At 27.6% G+C, this 25,000-nt stretch carries 22 protein-coding genes and 1 riboswitch; all 22 genes read right to left on the bottom strand.

Going from position 1 to position 25,000, the window contains the following annotated elements; genetic code table 11:
* Positions 1-82: 82 nt before the first annotated feature.
* Positions 83-1,003, bottom strand: a complete 921-nt coding sequence (locus H8923_RS14810; RefSeq protein ID WP_153972709.1) for a Ppx/GppA phosphatase family protein — start codon at positions 1,001-1,003, stop codon at positions 83-85.
* Positions 1,004-1,315: 312 nt separating this feature from the next.
* On the bottom strand, positions 1,316-1,615 hold the full coding sequence (locus H8923_RS14805) for an FtsB family cell division protein (protein WP_153972708.1): 300 nt from the start codon (positions 1,613-1,615) through the stop codon (positions 1,316-1,318).
* Between the two features lie 12 nt (positions 1,616-1,627).
* Positions 1,628-2,122 carry a spore cortex biosynthesis protein YabQ gene (yabQ, locus tag H8923_RS17780; RefSeq protein WP_153972707.1) on the bottom strand — a complete coding sequence of 165 codons (495 nt, stop codon included), beginning with the start codon at positions 2,120-2,122 and terminating at the stop codon, positions 1,628-1,630.
* Positions 2,123-2,377, bottom strand: coding sequence for a sporulation protein YabP (gene yabP / locus H8923_RS14795; RefSeq protein ID WP_153972706.1), 255 nt, complete (start codon positions 2,375-2,377; stop codon positions 2,123-2,125).
* A 62-nt stretch (positions 2,378-2,439) separates the two neighbouring features.
* Positions 2,440-2,682 (bottom strand): RNA-binding S4 domain-containing protein, encoded by a 243-nt coding sequence (locus tag H8923_RS14790; protein ID WP_153972705.1) that lies wholly within the window; start codon positions 2,680-2,682, stop codon positions 2,440-2,442.
* Between the two features lie 139 nt (positions 2,683-2,821).
* Positions 2,822-3,100, bottom strand: a complete 279-nt coding sequence (locus H8923_RS14785) for an HU family DNA-binding protein (RefSeq protein WP_122640635.1) — start codon at positions 3,098-3,100, stop codon at positions 2,822-2,824.
* 85 nt (positions 3,101-3,185) lie between these two features.
* Positions 3,186-4,634 (bottom strand): bifunctional methyltransferase/pyrophosphohydrolase YabN, encoded by a 1,449-nt coding sequence (gene yabN, locus H8923_RS14780; protein WP_153972704.1) that lies wholly within the window; start codon positions 4,632-4,634, stop codon positions 3,186-3,188.
* Positions 4,635-4,729: 95 nt separating this feature from the next.
* Complete coding sequence (locus H8923_RS14775) at positions 4,730-6,343, bottom strand: putative polysaccharide biosynthesis protein (protein ID WP_153972703.1); 1,614 nt, start codon at positions 6,341-6,343, stop codon at positions 4,730-4,732.
* Positions 6,344-6,474: 131 nt separating this feature from the next.
* Entirely contained in the window at positions 6,475-7,014 is a 540-nt protein-coding gene (locus H8923_RS14770; protein WP_153972744.1) for a stage V sporulation T C-terminal domain-containing protein, read from the bottom strand.
* Between the two features lie 137 nt (positions 7,015-7,151).
* Positions 7,152-8,156: a peptidylprolyl isomerase gene (locus H8923_RS14765; RefSeq protein WP_153972702.1), complete on the bottom strand. Its 1,005-nt coding sequence runs from the start codon at positions 8,154-8,156 to the stop codon at positions 7,152-7,154.
* A gap of 27 nt (positions 8,157-8,183) precedes the next feature.
* A complete protein-coding gene (gene mfd, locus H8923_RS14760) occupies positions 8,184-11,570 on the bottom strand; it encodes a transcription-repair coupling factor (RefSeq protein ID WP_153972701.1) in 3,387 nt (1,128 codons plus the stop codon).
* A 16-nt stretch (positions 11,571-11,586) separates the two neighbouring features.
* On the bottom strand, positions 11,587-12,147 hold the full coding sequence (gene pth / locus H8923_RS14755) for an aminoacyl-tRNA hydrolase (RefSeq protein ID WP_153972700.1): 561 nt from the start codon (positions 12,145-12,147) through the stop codon (positions 11,587-11,589).
* A gap of 13 nt (positions 12,148-12,160) precedes the next feature.
* Positions 12,161-12,799: a prepilin peptidase gene (locus H8923_RS14750; RefSeq protein ID WP_153972699.1), complete on the bottom strand. Its 639-nt coding sequence runs from the start codon at positions 12,797-12,799 to the stop codon at positions 12,161-12,163.
* Positions 12,800-12,920: 121 nt separating this feature from the next.
* A complete protein-coding gene (locus tag H8923_RS14745) occupies positions 12,921-13,700 on the bottom strand; it encodes a prepilin peptidase (protein ID WP_153972698.1) in 780 nt (259 codons plus the stop codon).
* 62 nt (positions 13,701-13,762) lie between these two features.
* Positions 13,763-14,824, bottom strand: coding sequence for a type IV pilus twitching motility protein PilT (locus H8923_RS14740; protein WP_153972697.1), 1,062 nt, complete (start codon positions 14,822-14,824; stop codon positions 13,763-13,765).
* 215 nt (positions 14,825-15,039) lie between these two features.
* Entirely contained in the window at positions 15,040-15,522 is a 483-nt protein-coding gene (locus H8923_RS14735) for a type II secretion system protein (RefSeq protein ID WP_153972696.1), read from the bottom strand.
* A gap of 106 nt (positions 15,523-15,628) precedes the next feature.
* Positions 15,629-15,711: riboswitch (cyclic di-GMP riboswitch) on the bottom strand.
* 126 nt (positions 15,712-15,837) lie between these two features.
* Positions 15,838-19,518, bottom strand: coding sequence for a vWA domain-containing protein (locus H8923_RS14730; protein ID WP_172976747.1), 3,681 nt, complete (start codon positions 19,516-19,518; stop codon positions 15,838-15,840).
* A gap of 74 nt (positions 19,519-19,592) precedes the next feature.
* A complete protein-coding gene (locus H8923_RS14725; RefSeq protein ID WP_153972694.1) occupies positions 19,593-20,141 on the bottom strand; it encodes a PulJ/GspJ family protein in 549 nt (182 codons plus the stop codon).
* 12 nt (positions 20,142-20,153) lie between these two features.
* Positions 20,154-22,307, bottom strand: coding sequence for a DUF2572 family protein (locus H8923_RS14720; RefSeq protein ID WP_153972693.1), 2,154 nt, complete (start codon positions 22,305-22,307; stop codon positions 20,154-20,156).
* Positions 22,308-22,317: 10 nt separating this feature from the next.
* Complete coding sequence (locus H8923_RS14715; protein WP_153972692.1) at positions 22,318-23,175, bottom strand: type IV pilus modification PilV family protein; 858 nt, start codon at positions 23,173-23,175, stop codon at positions 22,318-22,320.
* Positions 23,176-23,182: 7 nt separating this feature from the next.
* Positions 23,183-24,445 carry a hypothetical protein gene (locus H8923_RS14710; RefSeq protein WP_153972691.1) on the bottom strand — a complete coding sequence of 421 codons (1,263 nt, stop codon included), beginning with the start codon at positions 24,443-24,445 and terminating at the stop codon, positions 23,183-23,185.
* 3 nt (positions 24,446-24,448) lie between these two features.
* Positions 24,449-25,000, bottom strand: coding sequence for a PilN domain-containing protein (locus H8923_RS14705; RefSeq protein ID WP_153972690.1), 552 nt, complete (start codon positions 24,998-25,000; stop codon positions 24,449-24,451).

Below are 25,000 nucleotides of genomic sequence, written 5' to 3'. Positions count from 1 at the left end.
ACCTCCTCATTTGTTTATACAGAGATTGTAACAAAGAGGAGTTTTCTTTTTTGTCATATTAAGGTTATTGTAAATAAAAATATTAAGACATCTTTTTCGCTTTTAGACATATTAAGCCTTCCAAATTATCGTATTCACTTACAACTATATCGCTTAATTCTAACTTTTTCATTATTATATGTAAAATTTTTACACCAGCAGTTATAATATCCGCACGTTTACTTTGTAGCCCTTTTAAAGTTTTCTTATCATTTAATGTCATCTTTTTTAAATTTTGTAGAATTTTTTCTATTTCATCTATATTTATTTCACTACCGTGTATTTTTTCCATAGAATATACTTCTAATTCTTGATTTATCGCAGATAGTGATGTTATAGTTCCACCAATACCAACAAGTTTATTTATTTCTCTTTCTTTTAAATAATTAATCGTATCTTTAATTTCTCTTTCAATAAACTCACTCATCATATCAAATTCATAGTCATCTACAATATCAGTAGTTAAAAACTTCTCTGTCATCCTTAATGCACCCACATTTTCACTCTTAGCAAATTTTATACCTTCAGAATTACCAAGAATAAATTCAGTAGATCCACCTCCAATATCTACAACTAATATATCTTTACTTTCATTAGCTCCTTTAAGTACACCTAAGAAACCTAAATTAGATTCATCATCACCACTTATAACATCAACATCTATTCCTACCTCTAATTTAGCTCTTTTTATAAAGTCATCACTATTCTTACTATCTCTCAGAGCTGATGTACCAATGCAGTAAAGTTCTTCACAACCTTCATCTTTACTTAAATCATAAAATTCCTTTAAGGCATCAAGGTTTCTCTTAATAGCATCTTCTCTGATAAATCCATTTTCATCAACACCCTTACCAATTCTAGTAGTGCTAACAAACTTCTTTCTATTTAATAATTCTCCATCTATATAATCACAAATTAAAAGTCTCATTGAATTAGTCCCAATATCAATAGCACCCATTCTCATAAAAATTATTACCTCCTAAACTATATTCTCGTCCAAAATATATTATTCCTAATTTGTCGTTAAAATTTATTATCTATATGATATATTATATCCATTATACCTTAAACCACCCTTATAATTTAAGCGATTTTATATTTCCTTATCCTCCTAAATTTTTATTTAATACACAAAAAGAGTCTAAGTCTAGTAGACTAGTTTCAAAGTTTCTTGCGCGAAGATATATAAATTTAATTTTTCTGCAAGTTAGCAGCTTCTTTTCGCTGCATGAAAGAAAAATTAAATTTATACATCGAGCGCTGAACTCTAAAATTTCTACTCAGACTCAAACTCTTTTTCAGTAAAATAAATAATCTCATTAGGTTTAACCATATTTAAACGTATTCTAGCAATTTCTTCTAAATCATTTTCATCCTGATTTGATTCAATCGCTTTAAGTTCTTCAATTTCTTTATCAGCCTTTTCAATTTGTTTGTTTAGGCTAGATATTTCAGAACTATAATCTTTATATTTACTTATCTGGAATAAAAATCCCCCTATCATAGAAAAAACTATGAAAACTAAAAACATACATAATCCTATGAACTGCCCTAAAAATCTCTTTTGTATTTTCATAAATATTACACCTTATACCCTTTTTTTAATCTTTAATCTACCTACAGATTTTCTTTTTATGAACTTTCTAGTAGCTAACAACATATTAGGTATATAAAAAATAATATCAAATAATAGGTGCATTGAATAGATAATAACGTAATACAAATTGTTCAAAATACTGACTATGTAACATACTGTTTTCTTGAATAAATTTGTTATTAAATAAATTAACTTATTTAAACCTGTTAAAATAAACTTACTTATGGTGCTGTAATATAGCAAAAAACCAATAAATAAAGCAATAATATGGTAATATCTTAAATCAAAATTCTCTACAGCATTTATTGTTATAAATGTTAGTATAGTAACTATAATCCAAAACAGTGCGTCAAAGAATAAAGAAAGATACCTAACTATTTTAAAGTTATTCCTTAAACTTCTATAAACATCAAATAATAAACCTACTGCTATTCCACCATAGATAGTCGAATAGAAGACCCCTAATTCCTGCGTAAACGGTAACATTTATTTAAATACCTTCTTAAAAATGTTCTCTTGTGGCTTCTTAGGTTTTGCATATACTATCGAATTTATAGTACCGTCTATGCTTATTACATTTTCTTCTAGATTAAGCTTACTCATATCTAACTCTTCGCCTTCTATTACCATTTCACCTGCAGAAGTTTTTATTTCTACTCTTTTATCATTGAAAGAGTAGATATGTTCAACTCCAGAAATAACTAAATTGCTTCTTCCCTTTAAGCTTATGTTATGTTCCATAATATCCCCCCAATAAATATTTCAATTCATACTACTATAAATATACTTAAGGGGATTGAATTTTATTCTATTATATCGTACATTTCTTTAGCATCATTTTTTAATACATGCTCCCTAATTTCATTTATCTTGAATTTCATTTTCTTTTCACCAAATTGAATTTCTAGTATATCTCCAACATTAACCTCTGATGAAGATTTAGCAGCCTTTCCATTTATAGTTACAATCCCTTTGTCACAGGCTTCCTTTGCAACAGTTCTTCTTTTTATAATTCTAGATACTTTTAAGTATTTATCTAATCTCATATTTGTCCTCCTCTGTTTCTAATCTTTTGAAACAATATATCTATTTTAAAAAATGCCTACAGTTATAAAACTATAGGCATTTTCTATTCAATTCATATTTAAACTTTAAGATTACTCTTAAAATTAATTTATGTATTTATTACTTATTTATAACTTCTTTTAAAGATTTTCCAGCTTTGAATACTGGAGCTTTAGAAGCTGGTATTTCTATAACTTCTTCTGGGTTTCTTGGGTTTCTACCTTGTCTAGCAGCTCTTTCTCTAGTTTCGAAAGTACCAAATCCTACTAATTGAACTTTGTCACCTTCTACTAAAGCTTCTTCAACAGATTGCATAAATGCGTTTAATGCAGCTTCTGCTTCTTTCTTAGTTAATTCACTTTTTTCTGCCATTTTTGTTACTAATTCAGCTTTGTTCACGATATTTACCTCCTAAAATGTTTATCATATAGAATTATTTCTGTTTTTTACTATTCTATATCTTTAGTGATTTTCCTTCTTTAAATTATTGAAATTTAGCCTTTTCCCAAAGTTTATCCATTTCTTCTAATGTCATATCTTCTAGATTTCTATCAGAATTTATTGCATTATCTTCTATAAATTTGAATCTTTTTATAAATTTACTATTAGTTAAATTTAGAGATTCCTCAGGGTCTACTTTTAAAAATCTAGCTAAATTTACAATAGAGAACAGCAAATCTCCTAGTTCTTCCTTTATGTATTTTATATTTCCTTCTTTACATTCGTCAAGTAATTCTTTGTATTCTTCTTCAATTTTTTTATATACATCATTTATATCATTCCAGTCAAATCCTACTAAAGCTGCCTTTTTTTGTATCTTTTCAGCTCTTATAAGTGCTGGTAAATGATTTGGAATTCTAGTTAAACCTTCTGTAACTGTAGATTCGCCTTTTTCTTTCTTTTTCAAATCTTCCCATGTTTTATCAAAATTATTCATATCTATATCAACATTTTTAAAAACATGTGGATGTCTATATACAAGTTTATTACATATACTATTTAATACTTCTGTCAAATCAAAATATCCAGTTTCTTTTCCTATTTGACAGTGGAATACAACCTGTAAAAGAACATCTCCTAATTCCTCTATCATCTCATCAATATCATCATTGTCTATTGCTTGGCAAAGCTCATAAGCTTCTTCAATGATGTATTTTTTTAAAGTTATATGATCTTGTTTCTTATCCCAATCGCACCCATTAGGACCTCTAAGTTTAGACATTATTTCTTCTAAGTCATGCACAGTGTTATACATTTTCTTTGAACTTTTCGGTATATATACACTAGTTAAATAATTAAATAGATTTTCAGGTCTGTCTAGCTCATGTAATGGAACATATTTCTTACTTTCTAGAGCTTTGACACCTGCACCATTTACTATACATACTTCTTGATCATAATCATAACATTCCATTAATCTTAACTTTACATTTGAAGCTATAAAGTGATCATAGACTTGAGTTATTATCATACTTGTATTTGTATCTATATATGAATTTTCTATTTCAAAAGCATCTATTAATTTAAATCCATCTGCTGGGTCTATAGCTAAGTAATTAAACATAGCATCTACAAAGCTCATAGAAGCTATTACTTCAACTTCTATACCTTTTGATCGTGCAATCTCTTCTATTTGGCTTACAGTTCTTTCTGCAACCCTTGGGTGACCTGGAACTGCATATACTAGGTCGCCTTCATTAGATTTTTCTATGATAAATTCTGCAATCTCTCTATATACATTTTCAAAATTATCTTCATTTTCATAAAAATAATCTAAGTTAATATAATTTATACTTTCTTTTAACTTATCCACTGTTGGATGCTTTTCAGTTCTTAGATAAATTTTAGAACTTGATTTTAATATATCTAATGCACCTTGGCTGATAAGAGATTCATCTCCTGGACCAAGCCCTACGATATTTATCTTACCCATAATACCACTCCTATAGTATCTTTATATGAAATCTAGAAATAATTAAAAATTAGATATTTTAATTATTTCCCAGTATTTTCATATATATACTTTGATTATCTCATAAGATTAAGCTTTCTTAATAACTTATAAATTTTTTCACCTTTTGGCATTATTAGAACCTCTTCTTTTCTAATCCCACCAATACCTAATAAAACTAATACGTAAACTATTGCTCCTACACCTATTGAAATGATTGTAGATAAAGAATTTCCAAACATATTACTTACAAGACCATATGATAGCTTAACAGCTACAAACATAGTTATAACAGTTATTAATGGTTTTATAACAAATTCTTTCTTTCCAAATCTTACACCCATGTATTTTTTTACAAAATATAATTCAATTAGTGAAGCTATAGCATACGCCATAACTGTTCCTAATCCAGAACCTAAAACGTTTATGTCTGGTATTACAGTTAATGTATAACTTATTACTATTTTACCTAACATACCTATACTTAGGGCTATTACAGGAATCATCGGTTTACCCATACCTTGAAGTATACCGTTTAAGCTAAATATTAACCCTAGGAATATAATAGCAGGTGAAATTGTAAATAATATAGTTCCTAAAGATGCTGGTTCTTTAGGATATAAAAGTTCCATAATAGGACCCGCTAAAGATGCTATCCCAAATGCACAAGGCAGAACAACTAATAAAGTTACTTTTATTGCACTTCTAGTTTCTTTTCTTGCTTTTCCTAATTTACCTAATGCAAATGATTCTGATATAGAAGGTACTAAACTCATTCCTATAGCAGAAGTTATAACTGATGGTAAGTTTACTATTGCCATAGCCATACCTGTTAATTGTCCGAATAAAGATACAGCCTGGTCATGTGTAAATCCACCCTCTACTAATCTTTTTATAACTATAACATTATCCATCATATTTACCAAAGGCATTACAGAAGCACCAATTGTTATAGGTATTGCAACTACTAATATTTTCTTTAATATTCTTGACATACTTTCATCTTTAAATCTTTTACTTGCTTTTATATCAGCTTTACGTTGCTTACTTTCTCTTAAATAAGCAATTATTAAATATGTAATTGATCCTATAGCACCTATTGTTGCCCCTGCTATGGCTCCCGCAGCACCCATTTCTGGACCACTTTGTTTCATGAAATAATAGGCAAGGCCTATTCCTAATATAACTCTAAAAAACTGCTCCGTTACTTGTGAAACAGCTATCTTACTCATATCTCTCTTACCTTGGAAATATCCTCTATAAGAAGACATCGCTGGTACAAATAAAAGTGCTGGTGCTATTGCTAGCATAGCATAATGTGCTCCTGGATTATCCATTAAGTCTGTTACTATATATTTTGATCCAAAGAATAGTAAACAGAATGATACTAATCCAGTTATTGATAAAACCATATATGCAACCTTAAATATTTTGTTTGCACCTTTATGGTCTCCTATTGCTGTTTTTTCTGATACTAGTTTAGCTAATGCTGTTGGGAAACCTGCTGTTGCTAGTGTCAGGAATAAAGTATAAACAGGATAAGCCGCTTGGTAATATCCCATACCTTCTGACCCTATTAAGTTTCCAAGAGGTATTCTAAAGAATGCACCCATTACTTTAACAATTATCCCTGCTGCACCAAGTATAATTGCCCCCTTTAGGAAAGAGTCTTTGTTTCCGTTATTATCCATAACACAACCTCCATACTATTTATATAACAAATTTTAATATATCATATATTTATTAGTATATTCAAGATTTTAGTATTTAAGTTTTATTTTCAAATAGAAAAAGACCCTTATTATAGGATCTTTTTCTATGATTATTGTACTTGTTTTCCTAAAAAATTAGAGGCTATTTTTAATATTTTTTCTATTCCATCTGGAAGAGTTTCATTTTCTTTTGAAACTACTGTAATAGAGCCTATACAATCTCCAGATGAACTTACTATAGGCATTATAATTTGACCAGCGTATTCCATTGAATCATCTTTATATAAAGGTAATATTTTATTATCTTTAAGAGATTTTGTTTCTCTATTTTCTATTAATTGCTCTAATTCTTTACTTATACTTTTTTCTTTGTACTCTTTTTTAGGTACTTTAGAAACAGCGATTATGGAATCTAAATCCGTTACTACTATACCACAACCAAGTACTTCACCTAAAGTTTCTGCATACTCTTGAGAGAATTCTGTTAATTCTCCTATTGGAGAGTATTTTTTTAAAATGACTTCTCCGTCTTTTGCTGTAAATATTTCTAATGGGTCGCCTTCTCTTATTCTTAAAGTTTTTCTTATTTCTTTAGGAATTACGACTCTTCCAAGATCATCTATTCTTCTAACTATTCCTGTAGCTCTCATTATATTTTTTATCCCTCCATTAGTAACTTTAAGTTTATTTTTACCATTCAAAAGAAAAATATGCAAAAAAGGATGTGTTATAAGCTTATTTGATTAATTTGCTTAAACACACCCTTCTTAAAGTTGTATTAATAAGATTATATATTCACTTTTTCTAATATTTCTTCATTCTTTTCAACTTTTGCTTCTTCTTTTAATTTTTCTACTTGCGCACTATATTTCTCATCTTGCAATGCTTTTTTTATAGTATCTTTTACTTCATCAAATGTTTTCTGTCTATCCTCTTTATCAGTCACTTTTATTATATGATAACCATAGTCACTTTCTACTAAATCAGATATTTCTCCAACTTTCATTGAGAAAGCAGCTTCTTCAAATGGCTTAACCATTTTTCCCTTTTCAAAGAACCCTAAATCTCCACCATTTGCAGCTGAACCTGGATCTTGTGAGTATTCTTTTGCTAGCTTTGAAAAATCTTCTCCTGCTTTTGCTTTTGCAAGTACTTCTTCTGCTTTTTTCTTTGCTTCTGCTTTTTTCTCGTCACTTAATTCTTTGCCTTCATCATCTGTTGTTTTTATTAATATATGTGATGCTTCTACTTGATCTAAATAGAAATCATCTTTATTTTCATCATAGTATTTTTTCATTTCATCATTAGTTACTGCATTATCTTTATTAAACTTTTCTTTGTAGTTATCACTTGCTAAATTTCTTTCAAACTGGTATTTTAAGAAGTTATCATCTATCCCTAACTCTTTTAATTGCTTTTTATAATCATCATTATCTTTTATACTAGTATTAAATTCTTCTATCGATTTATTTACTTCCTCTTCTGTTGGAAGTAAATTTTCTTTCTTAGCTGCTTCGTAGATAGCTTCTGTATATATCATTTGATCAAGTATCATTTCTTTAAATTTGTCTTTATATTTAACGCCTTCCTCAATTTCTTGATCCCATATTGAATTTCCATAGTATGATTCTATAGATTGCTTGTTTAACCCTAATACTTTTTCATAGTTACCAACTATTATTCCACTCCCATTAACAGTAGCTATATTTTCGTCTTTCTTTACTTTACTGCTACATCCTATCATGCTTATTCCTAAGATGATAGACATAACTAACGCTCCTAGCTTTTTCAAATTCAAACACCCTCTCTAATATTTATGTTATTTCATACTACACATTTTTTCTAGCAGTTCCTCTAGTTCCGTAACTATTTTATAGCCAACTTTTTCTTTAGTCTTATACTTAGTTAAAGGAAGCAACCATATTTCATCTTTGACTTGTCTGACTTTTTCTATCTTCATTATTTTACATAGAGATTTTATATAAGATATTTTTAGTAACGTTTGTACAGATTTTGGTAAATCTGAGAATCTATCTTCTAATTCTTCTTCGACTTCTAACATATCTTCTTTATTCTCAATAGATGCAATTTTTTTATACATCTCTATTTTAGTCAACTCGTCTGGAATATAAGTGTCTGGAATATATGCGTTTACACTTAAATCTATTTCTACATCTATTTCTTCTACTATTGGTTCTCCTTTTACTTTCTTTATGGCATCATTTAACATTTTTACATATAAATCATATCCTATGACAGCCATATGTCCATGTTGTTGTGAACCTAGTATATTTCCAGCACCTCTTATTTCAAGGTCCCTCATTGCTATTTTAAACCCTGAACCAAATTCTGTAAACTCCCTTATAGCTTTTAATCTTTTTTCAGCTATTTCACTTAATACTTTATCTTTTTCATACATTAGATATGCATAACCTTGTCTTGAACTTCTTCCAACCCTACCTCTTAACTGATAAAGTTGAGCAAGTCCCATTTTATCTGCATCATATACAATCATAGTATTGGCATTAGATATATCCATACCAGTTTCAATAATTGTGGTACAAACTAAAACGTCATATTCCTTATTTAAAAAGCCTAAAATTATATCTTCTAGCATTTTAGAAGTCATTCTACCATGTGCTACAGCTACATTTGCATCTGGTACTAGTCTTTTTATTTTACTTGCCATTTCTTCTATGTGTTCTACTCTATTGTATACAAAGAATACCTGACCACCTCTAGCCAGTTCTCTTTCAATCTCATCTTGTATTACACTTTCTTTGGCTTCTGTTACATAAGTTATAACAGGATGTCTCTCTTGTGGTGGTTCTTCTATAACACTCATATCTCTTATTCCACTTAAAGACATATGAAGCGTTCTTGGAATAGGTGTAGCTGATAATGTAAGAACATCTACTGTTGATTTGATTTGCTTAAGTGATTCCTTATGCTTAACACCAAATCTTTGCTCCTCATCTATGACTACTAGTCCTAAATTCGGTAAATTTATGTCCTTTGAGATTATTCTATGAGTACCTATTAGAACATCTACCAATCCTTTTTTAGCATCATTTATAATTTCCTTTTGCTGTTTTGGAGATTTAAATCTACTTAAAACCTCTACTCTTATTGGATAGTTCTCAAATCTTTCTTTAAATGTATTATAATGCTGCTGAGCAAGTATTGTAGTAGGAACTAGTACTGCTACTTGTTTTTGGTCCATACATGCCTTAAATACAGCTCTTATTGCTACTTCTGTTTTACCATATCCAACATCACCACAGATAAGTCTATCCATCACCTTATCTGATTCCATGTCCTTCTTCGTTTCTTTTATAGCCTTTAATTGATCATCTGTTTCTTCATGCGGGAATAAAGATTCAAATTCTTGTTGCCAAGGAGTATCTTTAGAATATTTATATCCCTTTACTTTCTCCCTCTTAGCATAAAGCTCTATAAGGTCCTTGGTCATATCTTCTATTTCTTTTTTAACCTTAGCCTTAGCTCTTGTCCATTCACTTGATCCAAGCTTATTTAATTTAACCTTTTCAACATCTGAACCTATATATTTTTGCACCTTATCCATTTGGTCTATTGGCACATATAAGTTATCTCCACCTTGGTAGATTATCTTCATATAGTCTTTTTTAATGCCATTTACAGTTATTTGATCTATTCCTGTATATCTACCTATACCGCTATTTTCATGAACTACATAATCTCCAACATTTAAATCTAAGAATGATTCTATTTTTTGACCTTTTTTCTTCTTTTTATTCTTAGTACTCGAAATCCTCTTATGAACACCTATCATTTCATTATCTGTAATTACTACAAATTTTATTGATTTATACTGGAATCCACTACTAATTTGTGCTGGAGTTATTATAATTTGAGAGGATTTTATTTCTATATCTCTTTTCTTAGATACTGTTGTTTCTAATCCTAAATCTAATAAATCTTTACTTAGTTTTTTCGCTCTATCTAATGTATTAGTGGCCAAAATAATTTTGAAACCATTGTATTTTAATCTATTTAATTCTTCTACTAATACATCTAACTTAGCATTAAACGTAGGAACTTCTCTTGATTCAAAGTTTATTATATTACTTACTTTAAAATCATTTACGGGTTTAGGTAATAGTGTATTTAATATAATCTTCTTATCTTCAGCTATAAAGTCTATATCACTATAATGATATAGTAAATTTCCTTGAGTTTTTAAAGCTAATCCTCTTTCAAGGTTTAATCTATAATTATCCTTAAATTCCTCAGTATAATTTTCACATCTTTCTTTAAGTCTTGAAATATCATTTATAAAAATTATTGCATTATCCTTGAAGTAAGTGAATATACTTTTGTTTTCCTCAGGATAAATATAATCTATATAATTTTCTATTCCTTCAAAATAAGTTTTATTTTCTATATCCTCTATATTTTTAAATACATCCTCATTAGTATGCTTACTAGTTTCTTTTTTTAATTTTTCTATAGCGCTATTAACTTTTTCTGGGTATATAAATTCTCTAGAAGGAGTTATAGAAAATTTCTTTATTTTATCTATAGATTTTTGTGAGAAAACATCAAAAGTACGTATAGAATCTATTTCATCATCAAATAGTTCCATACGAATTGGATTTGTGTATTCTAGTGAGAATATATCTACAATCCCACCTCTTATACTAAATTGACCAAAGCCTTCTATTTTAGATACTCTCTCATAACCTAAAGAAACTAATTTATCACTTAATTCTTCTAGATTTACAGTGTCTCCTATCTTATAGTTAAATGTATTGTTTAATAAAACTTCTTTTGGTATATACTTTCTAAGTATTGCTTCTACAGAAGTTATTAATACTAATTTTTCACCTTTTGCTAACCTTAATAACACTCTTAATTTTTTAGCTTCTTCATTTCTATCCTTTGCATCTAAATGATAAAAGTGAATATCTTGGTGTCCTAGATATACTACTTTATCCTTCATATAAAAACTTAAGTCCTCATAAGCCTTTTTAGCTTCTAAATCACTGCTCGCTACAAAGACCATAGGTCTTGATAACTCATTAAAAATAGAATAAGTTATATGAGGTTTTTGCACTGACAAAAGGCCATTAATTAATAATGAGCCTTTATTACTGTTTATGCAATTTATTACATCTTTATATTCTTTGGAGTTTTGCAAAGGGTATATTAAAACGTCACTCATATGAATCTCCCTTTCCTTATCCGTTGTATTTATTCATAGCTAAATCAACATTGTCTTTTATCATTACATCAACTGCTTTTGCAGCTTTTTCTAAACCTAGTTCTACATCATTATTTTCTTCTTTTCTGAATCTAGAAAGAACAAAATCAGCTAAATCTTGTCCTGGTTTTGGCTTAGAAACACCGACTCTTACTCTTGGAAAATCATTAGCTCCTAAGCATTTTATAATAGATCTCATACCATTATGAGTACCACCGCTTCCTTTTTTTCTTATTCTAATTTTTCCAACATCTAAGTCTATATCATCATATATAACTATTATGTTCTCCATATCAACTTTATAATAATTATATATATCTATTAAAGTTTCTCCACTTAAATTCATATATGTTTGAGGCTTAACTAATAGAACCTTTTCACTTCCAACTCTTCCTTCTCCTATTAAAGCCTTATGTTTTATTTTCGATACGCTTATGTCATATTCCTTCGCTAGAATATCTATAACATTAAATCCAACATTATGCCTTGTATTCTCATATTGTTTCCCTGGATTACCTAATCCTACTACTACGTACATATTTTTTCCTCCTTTATAACACATTGTACATTATGTCAAAATAACTTGTAAGTATTTGATTTTCCGTTAACATTATCAATATAGTTGATAATGATATAAATGGTGCAAATGGTATACTCTCTTTCACTGATTTATTTTTTGTGAAAATTATGTATATGCAGTATATAAATGCTATCATAAATGATAAAAATATCATATATATGCTATAATTATGTCCTAAAGTAAAAGAACATAAAGCGAATAGTCCAATATCTCCTTCTCCTAATGATTTTGTTAATTTAGCTAGGATATATGAGAATATTAATCCTATAAATAAAGCACTTATATGACTTTTATAATCATTTTCTATATTTATTGAGCTTATTAAAATTACACCTTGAATAATTATACCACTAACTATTGTTATATCATATATGTAAGTAGTTTGGTAATCAATAATTGATATTCCTACTAAAAAAGGAATTAAGAATATATATCTTATAGATTCTACTGTTAGACCATACTTTTGATAAACACATATACTTAAAGTTATTATTAAAAAATATATTATAGGTATATTATATGTAATTTTATTTGTTTCTTCTCTTACATAACTTAAATACTTATTTGAAAAATAAGTCAAAATTATAGATATTGTTATTGTATAAATCATTATATTTAATTTATGTATTAGTAATAGGATTTGGCTCTATATCTTGATTTTTAATTAATATATAACTTTTTATACTTTTTATTAAAAAAAACGAGACGTCGTAATATACGACGCCTTATTTTTATATAAATAAATTCGAATACCAATTTAAAATGTTATTTCCGTATAGTAAAGCTATTATTGCTCCTACAGAAATAAATGGTCCATAAGGTATCATGGAATTATATTCTTTATTATTTAATTTGCTGTATAGTATAGTTCCTACACCGTATATTGCTCCTATATATACGCTTAAGATAATCGTTAGGAGTCCTCCTTTTATACCTAGGAAAAGACCAGTCATCGCAAATAATTTTATGTCTCCTCCACCCATTACTTCTTTTTTTACTATAAGTTCTATTAGGTGGATTAATATCAACATTCCTACTCCACAAATTACAGCTCCTATTAGACTTTCTTTTATTGGTATACCTATGCCAAGTATGTTTAATATTAGAGCTGTTGCTAGTCCAAATATTATTATACCATCAGGTATTATGTAGTGATCTATATCTATGAAGGCTATTATTACTAATAGCGATACTAATATTAGGTAGTAGATTGTTTCTAGTGATATTGAGTGTACGTTATATACTAATATAAATAGTATTCCTGTTAGAAATTCTACAGCTGCATATCTTGGTGATATTTCTTTTTTACAGTATCTGCATTTTTTCCCTGACATTAGGTAACTTAATATTGGTATTAAGTCTATGGGTTTTAATCTTGTGTTACACGTGGTACATGTTGATGGTGGGTTTGCTATTGATTTATTTTCTGGAATTCTGTATATGCATACATTAAAGAAACTCCCGAAAATTGTTCCCACTATAAATATGTAAAGTTGTAATATGTATTCCATATGTTTTCTCCCATTTTTTAAATTAATTTAAACTCAATTAAAATCAAATTAATTATAACATATTAATACATGATACCTATTGATTTACTTGTAAAATCATAATCATTACATCTACTAATTGCCATCTCTTTGGATATTTTACCTTCTTTATATAGTTTTATTAAATCTTGGTCCATAGTTTGCATTCCAAACTTAGCTCCAGTTTGTATAGAACTTTGAATTTGATGAGTTTTTCCTTCTCTTATAAGGTTTCTTATTGCGGGTGTTACTGTCATAATTTCAAGTGCTGCTATCCTTCCTCCTCCATCAGCTGTTGGTATCAGCTGTTGAGACACCACTCCTTCTAAAACTGTTGATAATTGCATCTTTATTTGTTGTTGCTGTTCTGGTGGAAAGCTGTCGATTATTCTATCTATAGTTTTTGCAGATCCTATTGTATGTAAAGTAGAGAATACCAAATGGCCTGTCTCTGCAGCTGTAAGCGCTATTGATATAGTTTCTGGATCTCTCATTTCCCCTATTAGTATTACGTCTGGATCTTGACGAAGTATTGCTTTTAATGCGGTATTAAATGACTTTGTATCATTTCCTATTTCTCTTTGATTTACTATACTATTTTTGTGTTGATGTACGTATTCTATTGGGTCTTCTATTGTTATTATGTGTGATTGTCTATTTGTATTTATTATATCAATAATACTTGCTAATGTTGTAGATTTACCACTTCCTGTTGGCCCTGTTACCAGCACTAATCCTTTATGTTTATTTGTGAAGTTTTTTAGTACTAGTGGGAGTCCTAGTGTGTCAAAGTCTGGTATATTAGAAGTTATAGCTCTTAGTGCTATTGCGTAATTTCCTTTTTGTTTGTAGGCATTTACTCTAAATCTTTCTCCAGTTTCTAATGATATTGAGAAGTCGCATTCCCCTTCTTCTTTTATTTTATTGAAGTTTTTTTCTGTTGTTATTTGCTGGACCATAGCTTTTACTTCTTCTTGTGTTAGTATTTCTTCTGATAGTTGTATAAACTTGCCTGATACTCTTGCTGTTGGGCATCTTCCTACTGTTAAATGGACATCTGATGATCCCTTTTTTATGGCTATTTTTAATAAATCTAATATATTCATATTTTGCTCCTCGATTAATCTATTAAATCTTGTATCATTCTCCTGAATAATATATCATTTAGAAGTTTTTATTTTTATAAAATAATATTATTTATATACTTAATAATTATTAACATAGTAAGAAATAAATATATTATAGAAATAGATAATTATAAAATATCAATGCAATAAAAAAGAAGACCCGTACTATGACAGTCCTCTTTTTTAATTCATATTTAGCTTCCAGAAGTAAATCCACCTTTTATTATTGTATAAGTTATATTTTTTCCATCAGGAGTTGTTGCCCCAATATCACTTTCTAATTTTTTTATTGCTTTAGAACTTAATTTTGATTTACCTAAATTTATTGTTAATATAGAATTACCATTATTAGCATCTACTTTTCCAGCTATTCCATATGTTTCTGATCCAAAAGCAGATTTTAAATCCTCTAAGTACTCTCCTAGGCTTCCACTTTGTAACTGTTCAATAGTAGATGCATTACTTTGTGTTTCAAAATATGTATTATTATCTGTATAATATGTTAGTGCAGCGCTTTTTATTGCACTTATATTACTTTCTAATTTAGCAACTTTTGATTTTTCTATGTTACTAAATAATGCTGGTACTGCTACTACTGCTAATATACCTATAATAGCTATTACTACTAATAATTCCACTAATGTGAAACCTTTGTTATTTTTCTTTTTGTTTAACATGTTATCCCTCCAAATATTATTGTAATTTTAACTACTATGGAATATCCCCTTATAAAATATAATTTTTATTCCATAAAAAAATCGACTATTAATTATGCTTGTATTCATATCAAATAGTCGGTTGCACCACTCGCTCCACATATCCCAGGTACCCATATACAGAATATGTTTCGTTGCATTATATTTCATTTATAACCATATATTACCACTACATTCTACTTTAGGTCAATATTTTTTACTTAATAATAGAAAATTTTATTACCCTATAAATTAATAAAGCAGCCTTAAATTTAATCGTAAAGGCTGCCTTTTTTCTTAAAACAAATCAAATATTTTAAATTTAGCTTTTACTACCGCCTCTTTATTACTATCGTATACAAATATATTGTTTGTATATTGTTTTTCAGTAGCACTAATATTCTTTGGTAATATAACGTTATAAATAACTAAAATCTTATCTGTGTTATTTATTGAGTATCTGTTGTCTATATTAACAGTGTAATTCTTACTGTCTCCATGTACTTTTTCATTACTAAGTAATTGAATTGTACTTCCATTTCTTATTTTATATACTTTTATATCCGATATAAATCTTAATCTAGAATCAATTTGTAAAGTTACTTCTGTTTCTTTATTGTATATATCAAAAGTCGCAGCAAAAGGTACGCTAGATCCATATGACACAGTTTTAGCTTCTTCAGTTATCATTGGATTTCCATTAATTATACCTTCGTATATTCCATGAGTTATATCTGTCGTTATACTTCCATTTACAGTTATATATGGTTTTGCTATATCTTTTGTTATTAATCTATTATCTATATCATTAAATGATATAGTAGCATTTTCAAAAGACATGTTTTCTCCTTCTAATTTAGGTTTTACTTTAAAAGTAATTCTAAATTTCTCTGATTGGTATTTACCATCTTTAAATTTATAAGATATATCTTTTAAATTTAGAATTACATCATGTCCATTAACACTTGTAGATTTAATATTTTCATAATTATTCGAATCTATAAATTCAAATTTATCTCCAAGACTAAATTTTAAATTAACATTATCTTTTATATAACCTTTATTATTAGACCCAACTAATGCTTCAACTACTTTTTCTAAATCTTTATCTATATAGTTAAAGTTACCTCCGTCTGGTCTGCTTACTATAAAATCAGATTGATTTCCACCTAGTAATAAGTGTAAATTTTTTAAACTTTCATCTCCCATATAATTTACAGGTGTTCCATTTATATTTGCGTTGCTTTTATCACTCAAGTCTACGCTTATTACTTTATAACCTCTGTTTTTTATTTCCTTAATATAGTTAGCATCTATATTGTTTATAGAACCCCCTGTTAGTAATATAATCGCTTGATTAACACCTTGATCATTGTTTTTTTGCAATAGTTCATCTGCTTTTTTTATTCCACTAGTAATATTTCTATCTGAAATATTATTACTGGCACTCATTTGCTTCACAACATTATCATTGAATTGATTTCTTTCATTTTTATTAAATAATTTATAATATTGATCATCAGGAAAATTAGCCTCACTATTGTAACCAACCAAACCAAATTTAATATCACTATCTTTTATTTTAGAGCTTTGTAATATCACATTATGAATATTATTTATTAATTGGCTCATTATATTACTTCTATTCATACCCGATGATAGATCTACTACAAATATAGCTTCATCTATCATACCTATATCATTTGAGTTATCTTCTATAATAAAGTCTTTTGGTTTAATCTCATATGTGACATTTACTTCACTACCTAAATACGTTGGATTAGGTGTTGCTTCTATTAACTCAACATCTATATCTGAAGTGATCAGTTCTTCATATATTCCATTAACATGAAAAATATATTCGGCTATATTATTTTCATAACTAACAATTACATTCCCGGTATTTTGACCTTCCTTAGGTTCACATCCTTCTGGCAATTCTTTTATAGTCAATTTATAGTTTCCACTAGAAATAGTATTGTATAATATATAGCCATCCTTTAATTCACCTTCATTTTCTTGTAATGATTTACCACTTATTAACACTTTAGATAAGCTAGATATATCATTACCAGCTTGGTCTAATACCTTTACTCTAACTTGCCCTCTTTTTACATTTATCATTGTTGAAGATGTTCCTGATTCTTGCGTATTATTACCATATTTATTGGTAATTGTATAAGAATAGTTTCCTTGTAATGAATACTGAACAGGATCATTTATATTTATTTCTTCTAAATCATTAACCTTAAAACTAATATCTTTAGTTGTTGTAGATGATACTTGTCCAAAATTTAGTTCATTAATTGTTGAATCTTCTAATACAATATTCGAAGGTAATATAATATCATTAAATTTTGCATTTTTAAATGTTACTGTTTTTGTTCCAGAATGAATATATGTAGCTTTTCCATTTACAGTATCTCCTATAAGATAATCTGTAGGCATTGTCTTAAATTCAAATTTCAACTTTTCTGCCTCAGATGGTATATATGGATTTATATTAATACTTTGATTCTTTATGGGAACCTCTATATCTATACCATTAATATCTTTATATGTGAATGTCCCATCATTTTTGTAAAGTTGCATATTTCCAGTATTAGTTGCCTTAACTTTAAAAGTTATAATTTGTCTCTCCGCCGTATACCAATTATTTTCCCCTAAATTATATATTATTGGATCTAATTTTTTTGTTTGTCCATTACTAGTTATACTATCTAAACCATCTACTACAGTTATACTATCTGATAAATTCAGATTTAAACTAGCATCATTTATAGTATAGGATTGTATTAGTACATCTGCTATTTTTTTAAAAATAGAGTTTATCGCGCCATCATTAGTTGCAAAAAAAGTATTTTGAGGATCCTCTGGATTATTTAAATTCACTACTCCACCCATAGATTTATGTATATCTTGTAAAGTTCTATTTCCTTCAGATGTGCTACTTCCTAAACCATATCCTATTGAGAATATATTTGGATTATTAGCTCTTATCTTATAACCTATAGTTTTAGCATAATTTGTACTATCTGTAGATGTTCCATTTCCTGGTCCAGATATAAGTGGTGTACTATTATCTATATTTGTATACTCTTCATATTTATTGTTACTTTTTTTATGCGTAGAATAAAAAGTAGGCAATCCGTCTGACATTAAAATTATAGTCTTATTTGCATTGCTATCTCCTTGTTTTAATAAATACTCTGCCTTCCTTAATCCTTCCCCTGTATTAGTACCTCCTGAAGCTTTTAGATTATCTATCATATTAAATAATCTATCATCATTTATATCTAAAAAATTTGTATTAGGCAACGATATATAATTTGGAACACTATGCCTACTTCCACTAGTTGTTGTTACTGTTTTGGTTCCATTTACTGATATTGGATTTATCGTAGCTTCACTGGAATATACTACTATTCCTAGACTCAAATCATTTACTTCTCTCATTTTTTCTATAAATGATTTCGCTGCCAATTTAAGTTGTCCTATTCTAGTTCTCTCTTCTTGACAATATTCATGATTATCTGAAGTTTCATGCTCTGTACAATAAGTTACTCGTTTTTCAGTACATCTTTTAAGTCCATCCCAATGACTTCCTGTTTTTTTATGTGTAATGCAATAATCAGTCTTAACATCACTACATACCTCCTCAACACCATTGTTTATGTATATGTAATGATTTTTAGACTGTCCATGAGAACATGTAGTGGTTTCACTCATACTTCCTGAGGCATCCAGTACTAACACTATTTCTTTAGGCTTAGACTGATTATTTTGAAATGGATGAGGTATAATCTCATAACTAACTTCAAACTCTTGACCTTCTACTATTTCACTAGGAGTTGTTCCTAAGTAGTTAACATCTATCTTAGGTTTTAAATCACTATTTTTTTGATTATCTAAATTATTTGTATCTACATTTTCTGCGTGTATATTTATTGAAGATGATAAAAATATTATTATTGACATTAAAATTGGAAGTATCTTCATTTTATTTTTGTTTGTATTGTAGAATAAAATATGTATTCCCCCTTACGTATGTATTACTTATTTCTGAAATTAATTAAAATTGGAATTTTATAATTTATATTATTAAATCCTTTATTTTTATAAAGTATAATCTCTATCTCTATGGATTCACTATTCTTTAAGGAATCTTTAATCGGTTTTATATTTATACTATCAACGTAAGTTGATAATTCTTTCTTTACGGTTTTGTCAGGTTCTATAGTTACAAGACTTAAAATACTATCTTCTATCTTAAATTCATGGATGTATTTATCACCATCCAAATATTCAATTAAAGATAATGATTTTACTTTTGTAAATACATTAGACTTTGTTATATCATCCAATATATCATTATCATTTACATCAATTGCTTCTATAACACCCGAGGATTGCATTCCTATTTTGTTTATTTCGTTCTGTATTACTTGTGATTCAGTTTGTAACATAGTTTTTATTTCTGTTTTTGATAATATTTTTATACTTGATATTTGTATACTATAAGCGATAGTCAAAACAACTGTTATAATTGATAATGCAATTAAAATTTCTATTAATGTCATTCCTTTAGAATCTCTTTTCAATATTATTATCCTCTACTTTTCTATCTTCCAATTTTTTGATTTTATATATCGTTTAATATCATACTGATATTTATTTTCTGATACTAAGGATGTGCTATTAGAGTTTTTCCCTGATAGTATTCCTAAGTTCTTAAAAGCACTATAGTTATTTGCAATTATTCTTTGTACAGTTTTTTCATCATAGCTAATACTTGAATATTCAAATGTTCCATTCTTTACACTAACATCTTCTGTACTAATTATCGTTCCAGTAAAATTCACATTTCCATCTATATTTACTTCTGAATTAGTAACTATAACAGCTTTAATTTCATTATCATCAAATGTTATTGTTTCATTACCTACAGTTATCTTACCAATATTATTTTCTGTTGTAATTGTAATTTCTTTATCATCACTTATTATTGCGACTTCATCTAAATTAATCTTTTGTACAGGAATATATTCTTTTAAGCTTATTAGATAATCTGATACTTTTTTAGGACTATCTTCATCATTTGTTACTTCTGTTCCCATATTGTATACATATTTTATGTATTTATTTTTTTTATTTTTTATCACTGAATCATTAGATATTATATATCTACTTTCTAATACTCCTACTGAATCATCTTCATTCTTATAAATCACAGATCCAATAGCCTTTACATTTTCTTTATTTAGAAAATTAATCCCACCATGATTGAGTAAGTCCTTGTTTTCTGCTGCAAATCTATCAAAGTATTCACTTTTATCTGATACTGTCAAATTTGAGCCTTTATCATTTTTATATTTTTCCACTAGTTGTAAAGTATCGTAGTATTCAAATTCAATACTTTCAAAATCATTACCCTCTAATGGTACTGTATATGCAATATAATTTCCATTAACTGCTGTTGATTCTCCAGTTTGATAATATTTACCTTTGCTATTCTTGGCATTTATATATGCTGATCCCATAATATATGCATTATTTTTTATAGTAAGATTGGAATAATCAGTAGATTCTTCTGAGTTATTATTTACAATTATACTACTTGAACTTTTAACCTCTTTACCATTTTCATTAATAGTAATATCATTTATTCCGTAAAAGTTATCTATAGTAATATTACTATTTATTGAATTTATAACTAAATCGTTATTGAGAACTACTTCACTGTCTAAATCATCTATATTATTTGATGAGTTATTTCCTATATAAAGATTATTATTTTTACCTTCAAAAACTTTAGATTCTCCGTCACCTATATACACATTTCCTGCATACAAACTTCCATTTATATTTACTTTTGCATTTTGAACTAAACTAAATGTATTTGAAGTGTACATATTACCATTTACATTTATCAAGTTTGACTCTAAGTCTTGGTTATTTATAAATTTTATTCCACCATTATATTTAGTTTCTAAGTTTTCAGCCTTATTGCTTCCTAGTGCAAATATGTCTCCATTTATAGTAGCTCCATTATTAAATACTATGTTCTTATCTGTAATTATTGCTTTACTTTTAAATTCTTGTTTTACAGATTCTTTATCGGTAATGTTTAATGTAATATCCTCAAAATTAGGTATTTTTATATCATAAGTTAATTCAATTATCCTTTTATTCTCTCCTGTTGAATCATTTGTATAAAACTCTGAAGATAAATCTAATTCGTATTCATTATTTTCATCATTTAATTTAGAAGTATCTAAGATACTTAATAAAGGTTCTTGGATTTCACTTTTACCTTCATAAAAATCAAATTCTACATCGCTATAGTTAATATCTCCATCTAATCCAATAGACACATATTTTAATCCTTCTACCGTATCTTTGAATAAGTCATACATATGATTTTTTTCTCCAGATGAATTTATGTATTTGTTATTAGATATAAAATTTTTAAAGTTCATTTTAAACATCTTATCTTTTTCTTCTTCACTTAATTCATTGAAATCTTCTAGATTTTTCACCTCTGTGTAAGCCTTATCTATTGCTACTTCAAACGTTTTAGCAATTATATTATAAGCAGTATCTACTCCGGCTTCTGAAGCATATAAGTTTTGTAGCCTTCTGTTTTCTTTTACTCTAATTCTATAATTAACATTTAAAAGACTCAATATCGCTGTTCCTGTAATAAATACTACAGCCATTATTATTATTACAGTGATTAAACTAGAGCCTTTATTATTTTTCTTCACTTAATCACCTCTAATTTTCATTTATTTCTTTTTTCATATTTTTATTTGTATATCCCTCAAATAATATATTTTTATATTTTTTAACAATAACTTTTACTTTATATGAATACCCTATTTTTTCAAAAATTGGATTATTATAAATTTCTATCAATCCAATTATACTTCTTGCATTAACGTTAGAATATGTATTCATTGGTTTTTGAATATATATCTTCAATTTTTTATCTAAGTTATTGTATATTTCTATATCTATATCTTTATTAAAATTATAATTTGTAAAATCTAAAAAAATCTCATCTTTAGATTTTATATTTAAAGTAACTTCATTACAATTATTATCTATATCTACATTACCATCTAATTTGTCAGAATTTTCTAAAATTATCTTGAAATTTTTATTATCATTTAAACTAATGTTACTTACACTATGATTTTCACTATTTTTTATAACTAAATTATCATTGGCATTGGAGATGTCATATCTTAAATCGTAATTGATTTCACTGTTATAATTATTTTCCTTAAACTCTACATCTTCTTTTTCCATAAATATATTTACGTCATATTCGCCAGATTCATCTAATAAAGTTCCTTTATACTCATTTATATTTCCATTTATTGTTCCTGTTAAAATTAAATTTTCGTTTATTGTCAATAAATTAGTTGATATATTTCTATCATCAATAGTCTTAATTTCTTCTATTACTTGTTGTCCCACTAAGTTGGCTTGCTGTCTATCTTCACCTTTTTTATTTAATTTTACTGCATTAATAATTAATTGATATCCACTCAGTATCATTATAGATGCAATGGCAAGACTGATAATAATTTCAATAAGACTAAATCCTTTATTATTTTTTTTAGCCATAATTCACCTACTTATTAACAACACTTATATTAGACCCTATGCCTGATATACTTACCCTTGGTCTTTCTTTATCATCATCAATTACATTTATGTTAATTTTTCTATCTGTATTATTTTTTACAGTCAACTTAATTCCCGATTTATCATCTGAATTCAGTCTCTCTTGACTGCTTATATTTATATTTATAACATCTTCTATAGGAGTAAACTTCTCTACTTTATTTGACCCTGGATATGATTTAGTAGATGTTTTATATGAATAATAATATTTATCTCTATCATTTTTTAATTCTATTTCAATACTTTCAATACCAGAATTATCTGATTCTATATATGTAGTACCCTTAGTATCTTCACCTTTACCTATTGTTACAGTTGGTATATCTGAAGCTTTTGGTTTTACTGCAATTACAAAATCACTCTCTATATTCTTTTCAGACGAACCCTTATACCCTACAGGTGCATTCATAGAATTAAATGGTATTTCCTTTCCTGACTCTGAGTCCAAATCCCAATTTTCATAATATGATTTTATATCTCCTATGCTAGGTATTGCATAAAATTCAAGGTTCATACTTCCAGAAACCTTATTATCTGCATCTGTTGTTATACTACAATTTGTTATTACTATTTTTTTATTACTTCTCTCTACTTTTTTTATAAATGATTTTAACTGAGAATAAGTTCCCTTATACGTAAGCGATACATACATTTGTTCTATAGTAGCAGAAGCTTCACTACTTTGAGTATCTTCATTTATATTTTCTTCATCTGTTTTAGATAAATCTTCTTCAACTAAATTATTATTTTGTATATCTATATTAGATTGTGTTTTTAATGATTTCCCTATATTTTCATACTTTTCTACCAATGTATTTATACTTCCATTTTGTTTGTTCGTATCTATACTACTATTTTTTTCTACTTCTTTAACTTCTAATTCTGTAAAACTTAAATCTCCAGTAAGTTCACTATCTATTAGCATTTTATTAATATCTAATATTATATTTTCTTGAACTATATATGAATAATATTTAGATGCCTTCATATCTAAAGTTGAATACATAGAGCTTATTCTATTTTGTTTTTGTTCTAAAGCCATAATTGTATCCATAACTTCATTATATTTAGTTTCCACTTCATTTCTTTTGATTTCTAAAGTATCTACTTTCTCAATTTGTTTCATGTATATAAACTGATAGTATAAGACTCCCACAAGAACAATCCCTAAAGAACTTAACATAACCTTCTCCCTTTTACTTATGTTCATAGTTTAGTTTCCTCCTTTCAGTGTACATTTTATATTGAATGCAAACATCCCTTCTAGCGATGTATTTTCAGATATTGTCCCTACATAGACATCTTGTAATATATCTAATTTTTTAAGCCTATTTTCTAGTTCTCCTATAGATGATCTAGTATTTGAAATTGCTTCTATATTAACAGTCCCTTCACTTATATTCATACTCTCAAATGATACATCTGATGGTACTGTTGAACTAATTTTATCTATTACATCTATTGATACAACTTCTCTTGTATTTATAGAATTGATTACATCATCTATTTGTGTTTCATATTTAGATAATATATCTAATTTTGCATTTACCTCTTCTGCAGTTTTTATTTTGCTTTGCACATCTTCTGCATTTAATTTAGAATTATATATTTCTATTTCTTTATTATATAAGTGAATTTTTGCAATATTAATAGAAGCACTCACTATTATTAAAGCACCTACTAATCCTGCTGTAACATACGTATACTTATCTGATGAGTCTTTTTTTAAATGTTCGTAATGTTTAAAAAAGTTTATATCTGCCAT

Source organism: Romboutsia faecis, assembly GCF_014323405.1.
Classification (GTDB): Bacteria; Bacillota; Clostridia; order Peptostreptococcales; family Peptostreptococcaceae; genus Romboutsia_E; species Romboutsia_E faecis.
This window is presented reverse-complemented; position numbering and strand designations above follow the sequence as displayed.

Excerpts from the sequence above, each read along its gene's own strand:
- H8923_RS14810 (WP_153972709.1), bottom strand. The coding sequence starts at position 1,003 with ATGAGAATGGGTGCTATTGATATTGGGACTAATTCAATGAGACTTTTA.
- H8923_RS14805 (WP_153972708.1), bottom strand. The coding sequence starts at position 1,615 with ATGAAAATACAAAAGAGATTTTTAGGGCAGTTCATAGGATTATGTATG.
- yabQ (WP_153972707.1), bottom strand. The coding sequence starts at position 2,122 with ATGTTACCGTTTACGCAGGAATTAGGGGTCTTCTATTCGACTATCTAT.
- yabP (WP_153972706.1), bottom strand. The coding sequence starts at position 2,377 with ATGGAACATAACATAAGCTTAAAGGGAAGAAGCAATTTAGTTATTTCT.
- H8923_RS14790 (WP_153972705.1), bottom strand. The coding sequence starts at position 2,682 with ATGAGATTAGATAAATACTTAAAAGTATCTAGAATTATAAAAAGAAGA.
- yabN (WP_153972704.1), bottom strand. The coding sequence starts at position 4,634 with ATGGGTAAGATAAATATCGTAGGGCTTGGTCCAGGAGATGAATCTCTT.
- H8923_RS14775 (WP_153972703.1), bottom strand. The coding sequence starts at position 6,343 with ATGGATAATAACGGAAACAAAGACTCTTTCCTAAAGGGGGCAATTATA.
- H8923_RS14770 (WP_153972744.1), bottom strand. The coding sequence starts at position 7,014 with ATGAGAGCTACAGGAATAGTTAGAAGAATAGATGATCTTGGAAGAGTC.
- mfd (WP_153972701.1), bottom strand. The coding sequence starts at position 11,570 with ATGAGTGACGTTTTAATATACCCTTTGCAAAACTCCAAAGAATATAAA.
- pth (WP_153972700.1), bottom strand. The coding sequence starts at position 12,147 with ATGTACGTAGTAGTAGGATTAGGTAATCCAGGGAAACAATATGAGAAT.
- H8923_RS14750 (WP_153972699.1), bottom strand. The coding sequence starts at position 12,799 with ATGATTTATACAATAACAATATCTATAATTTTGACTTATTTTTCAAAT.
- H8923_RS14745 (WP_153972698.1), bottom strand. The coding sequence starts at position 13,700 with ATGGAATACATATTACAACTTTACATATTTATAGTGGGAACAATTTTC.
- H8923_RS14740 (WP_153972697.1), bottom strand. The coding sequence starts at position 14,824 with ATGAATATATTAGATTTATTAAAAATAGCCATAAAAAAGGGATCATCA.
- H8923_RS14735 (WP_153972696.1), bottom strand. The coding sequence starts at position 15,522 with ATGTTAAACAAAAAGAAAAATAACAAAGGTTTCACATTAGTGGAATTA.
- H8923_RS14730 (WP_172976747.1), bottom strand. The coding sequence starts at position 19,518 with ATGTCAATAATAATATTTTTATCATCTTCAATAAATATACACGCAGAA.
- H8923_RS14715 (WP_153972692.1), bottom strand. The coding sequence starts at position 23,175 with ATGGCTAAAAAAAATAATAAAGGATTTAGTCTTATTGAAATTATTATC.
- H8923_RS14710 (WP_153972691.1), bottom strand. The coding sequence starts at position 24,445 with ATGAACATAAGTAAAAGGGAGAAGGTTATGTTAAGTTCTTTAGGGATT.
- H8923_RS14705 (WP_153972690.1), bottom strand. The coding sequence starts at position 25,000 with ATGGCAGATATAAACTTTTTTAAACATTACGAACATTTAAAAAAAGAC.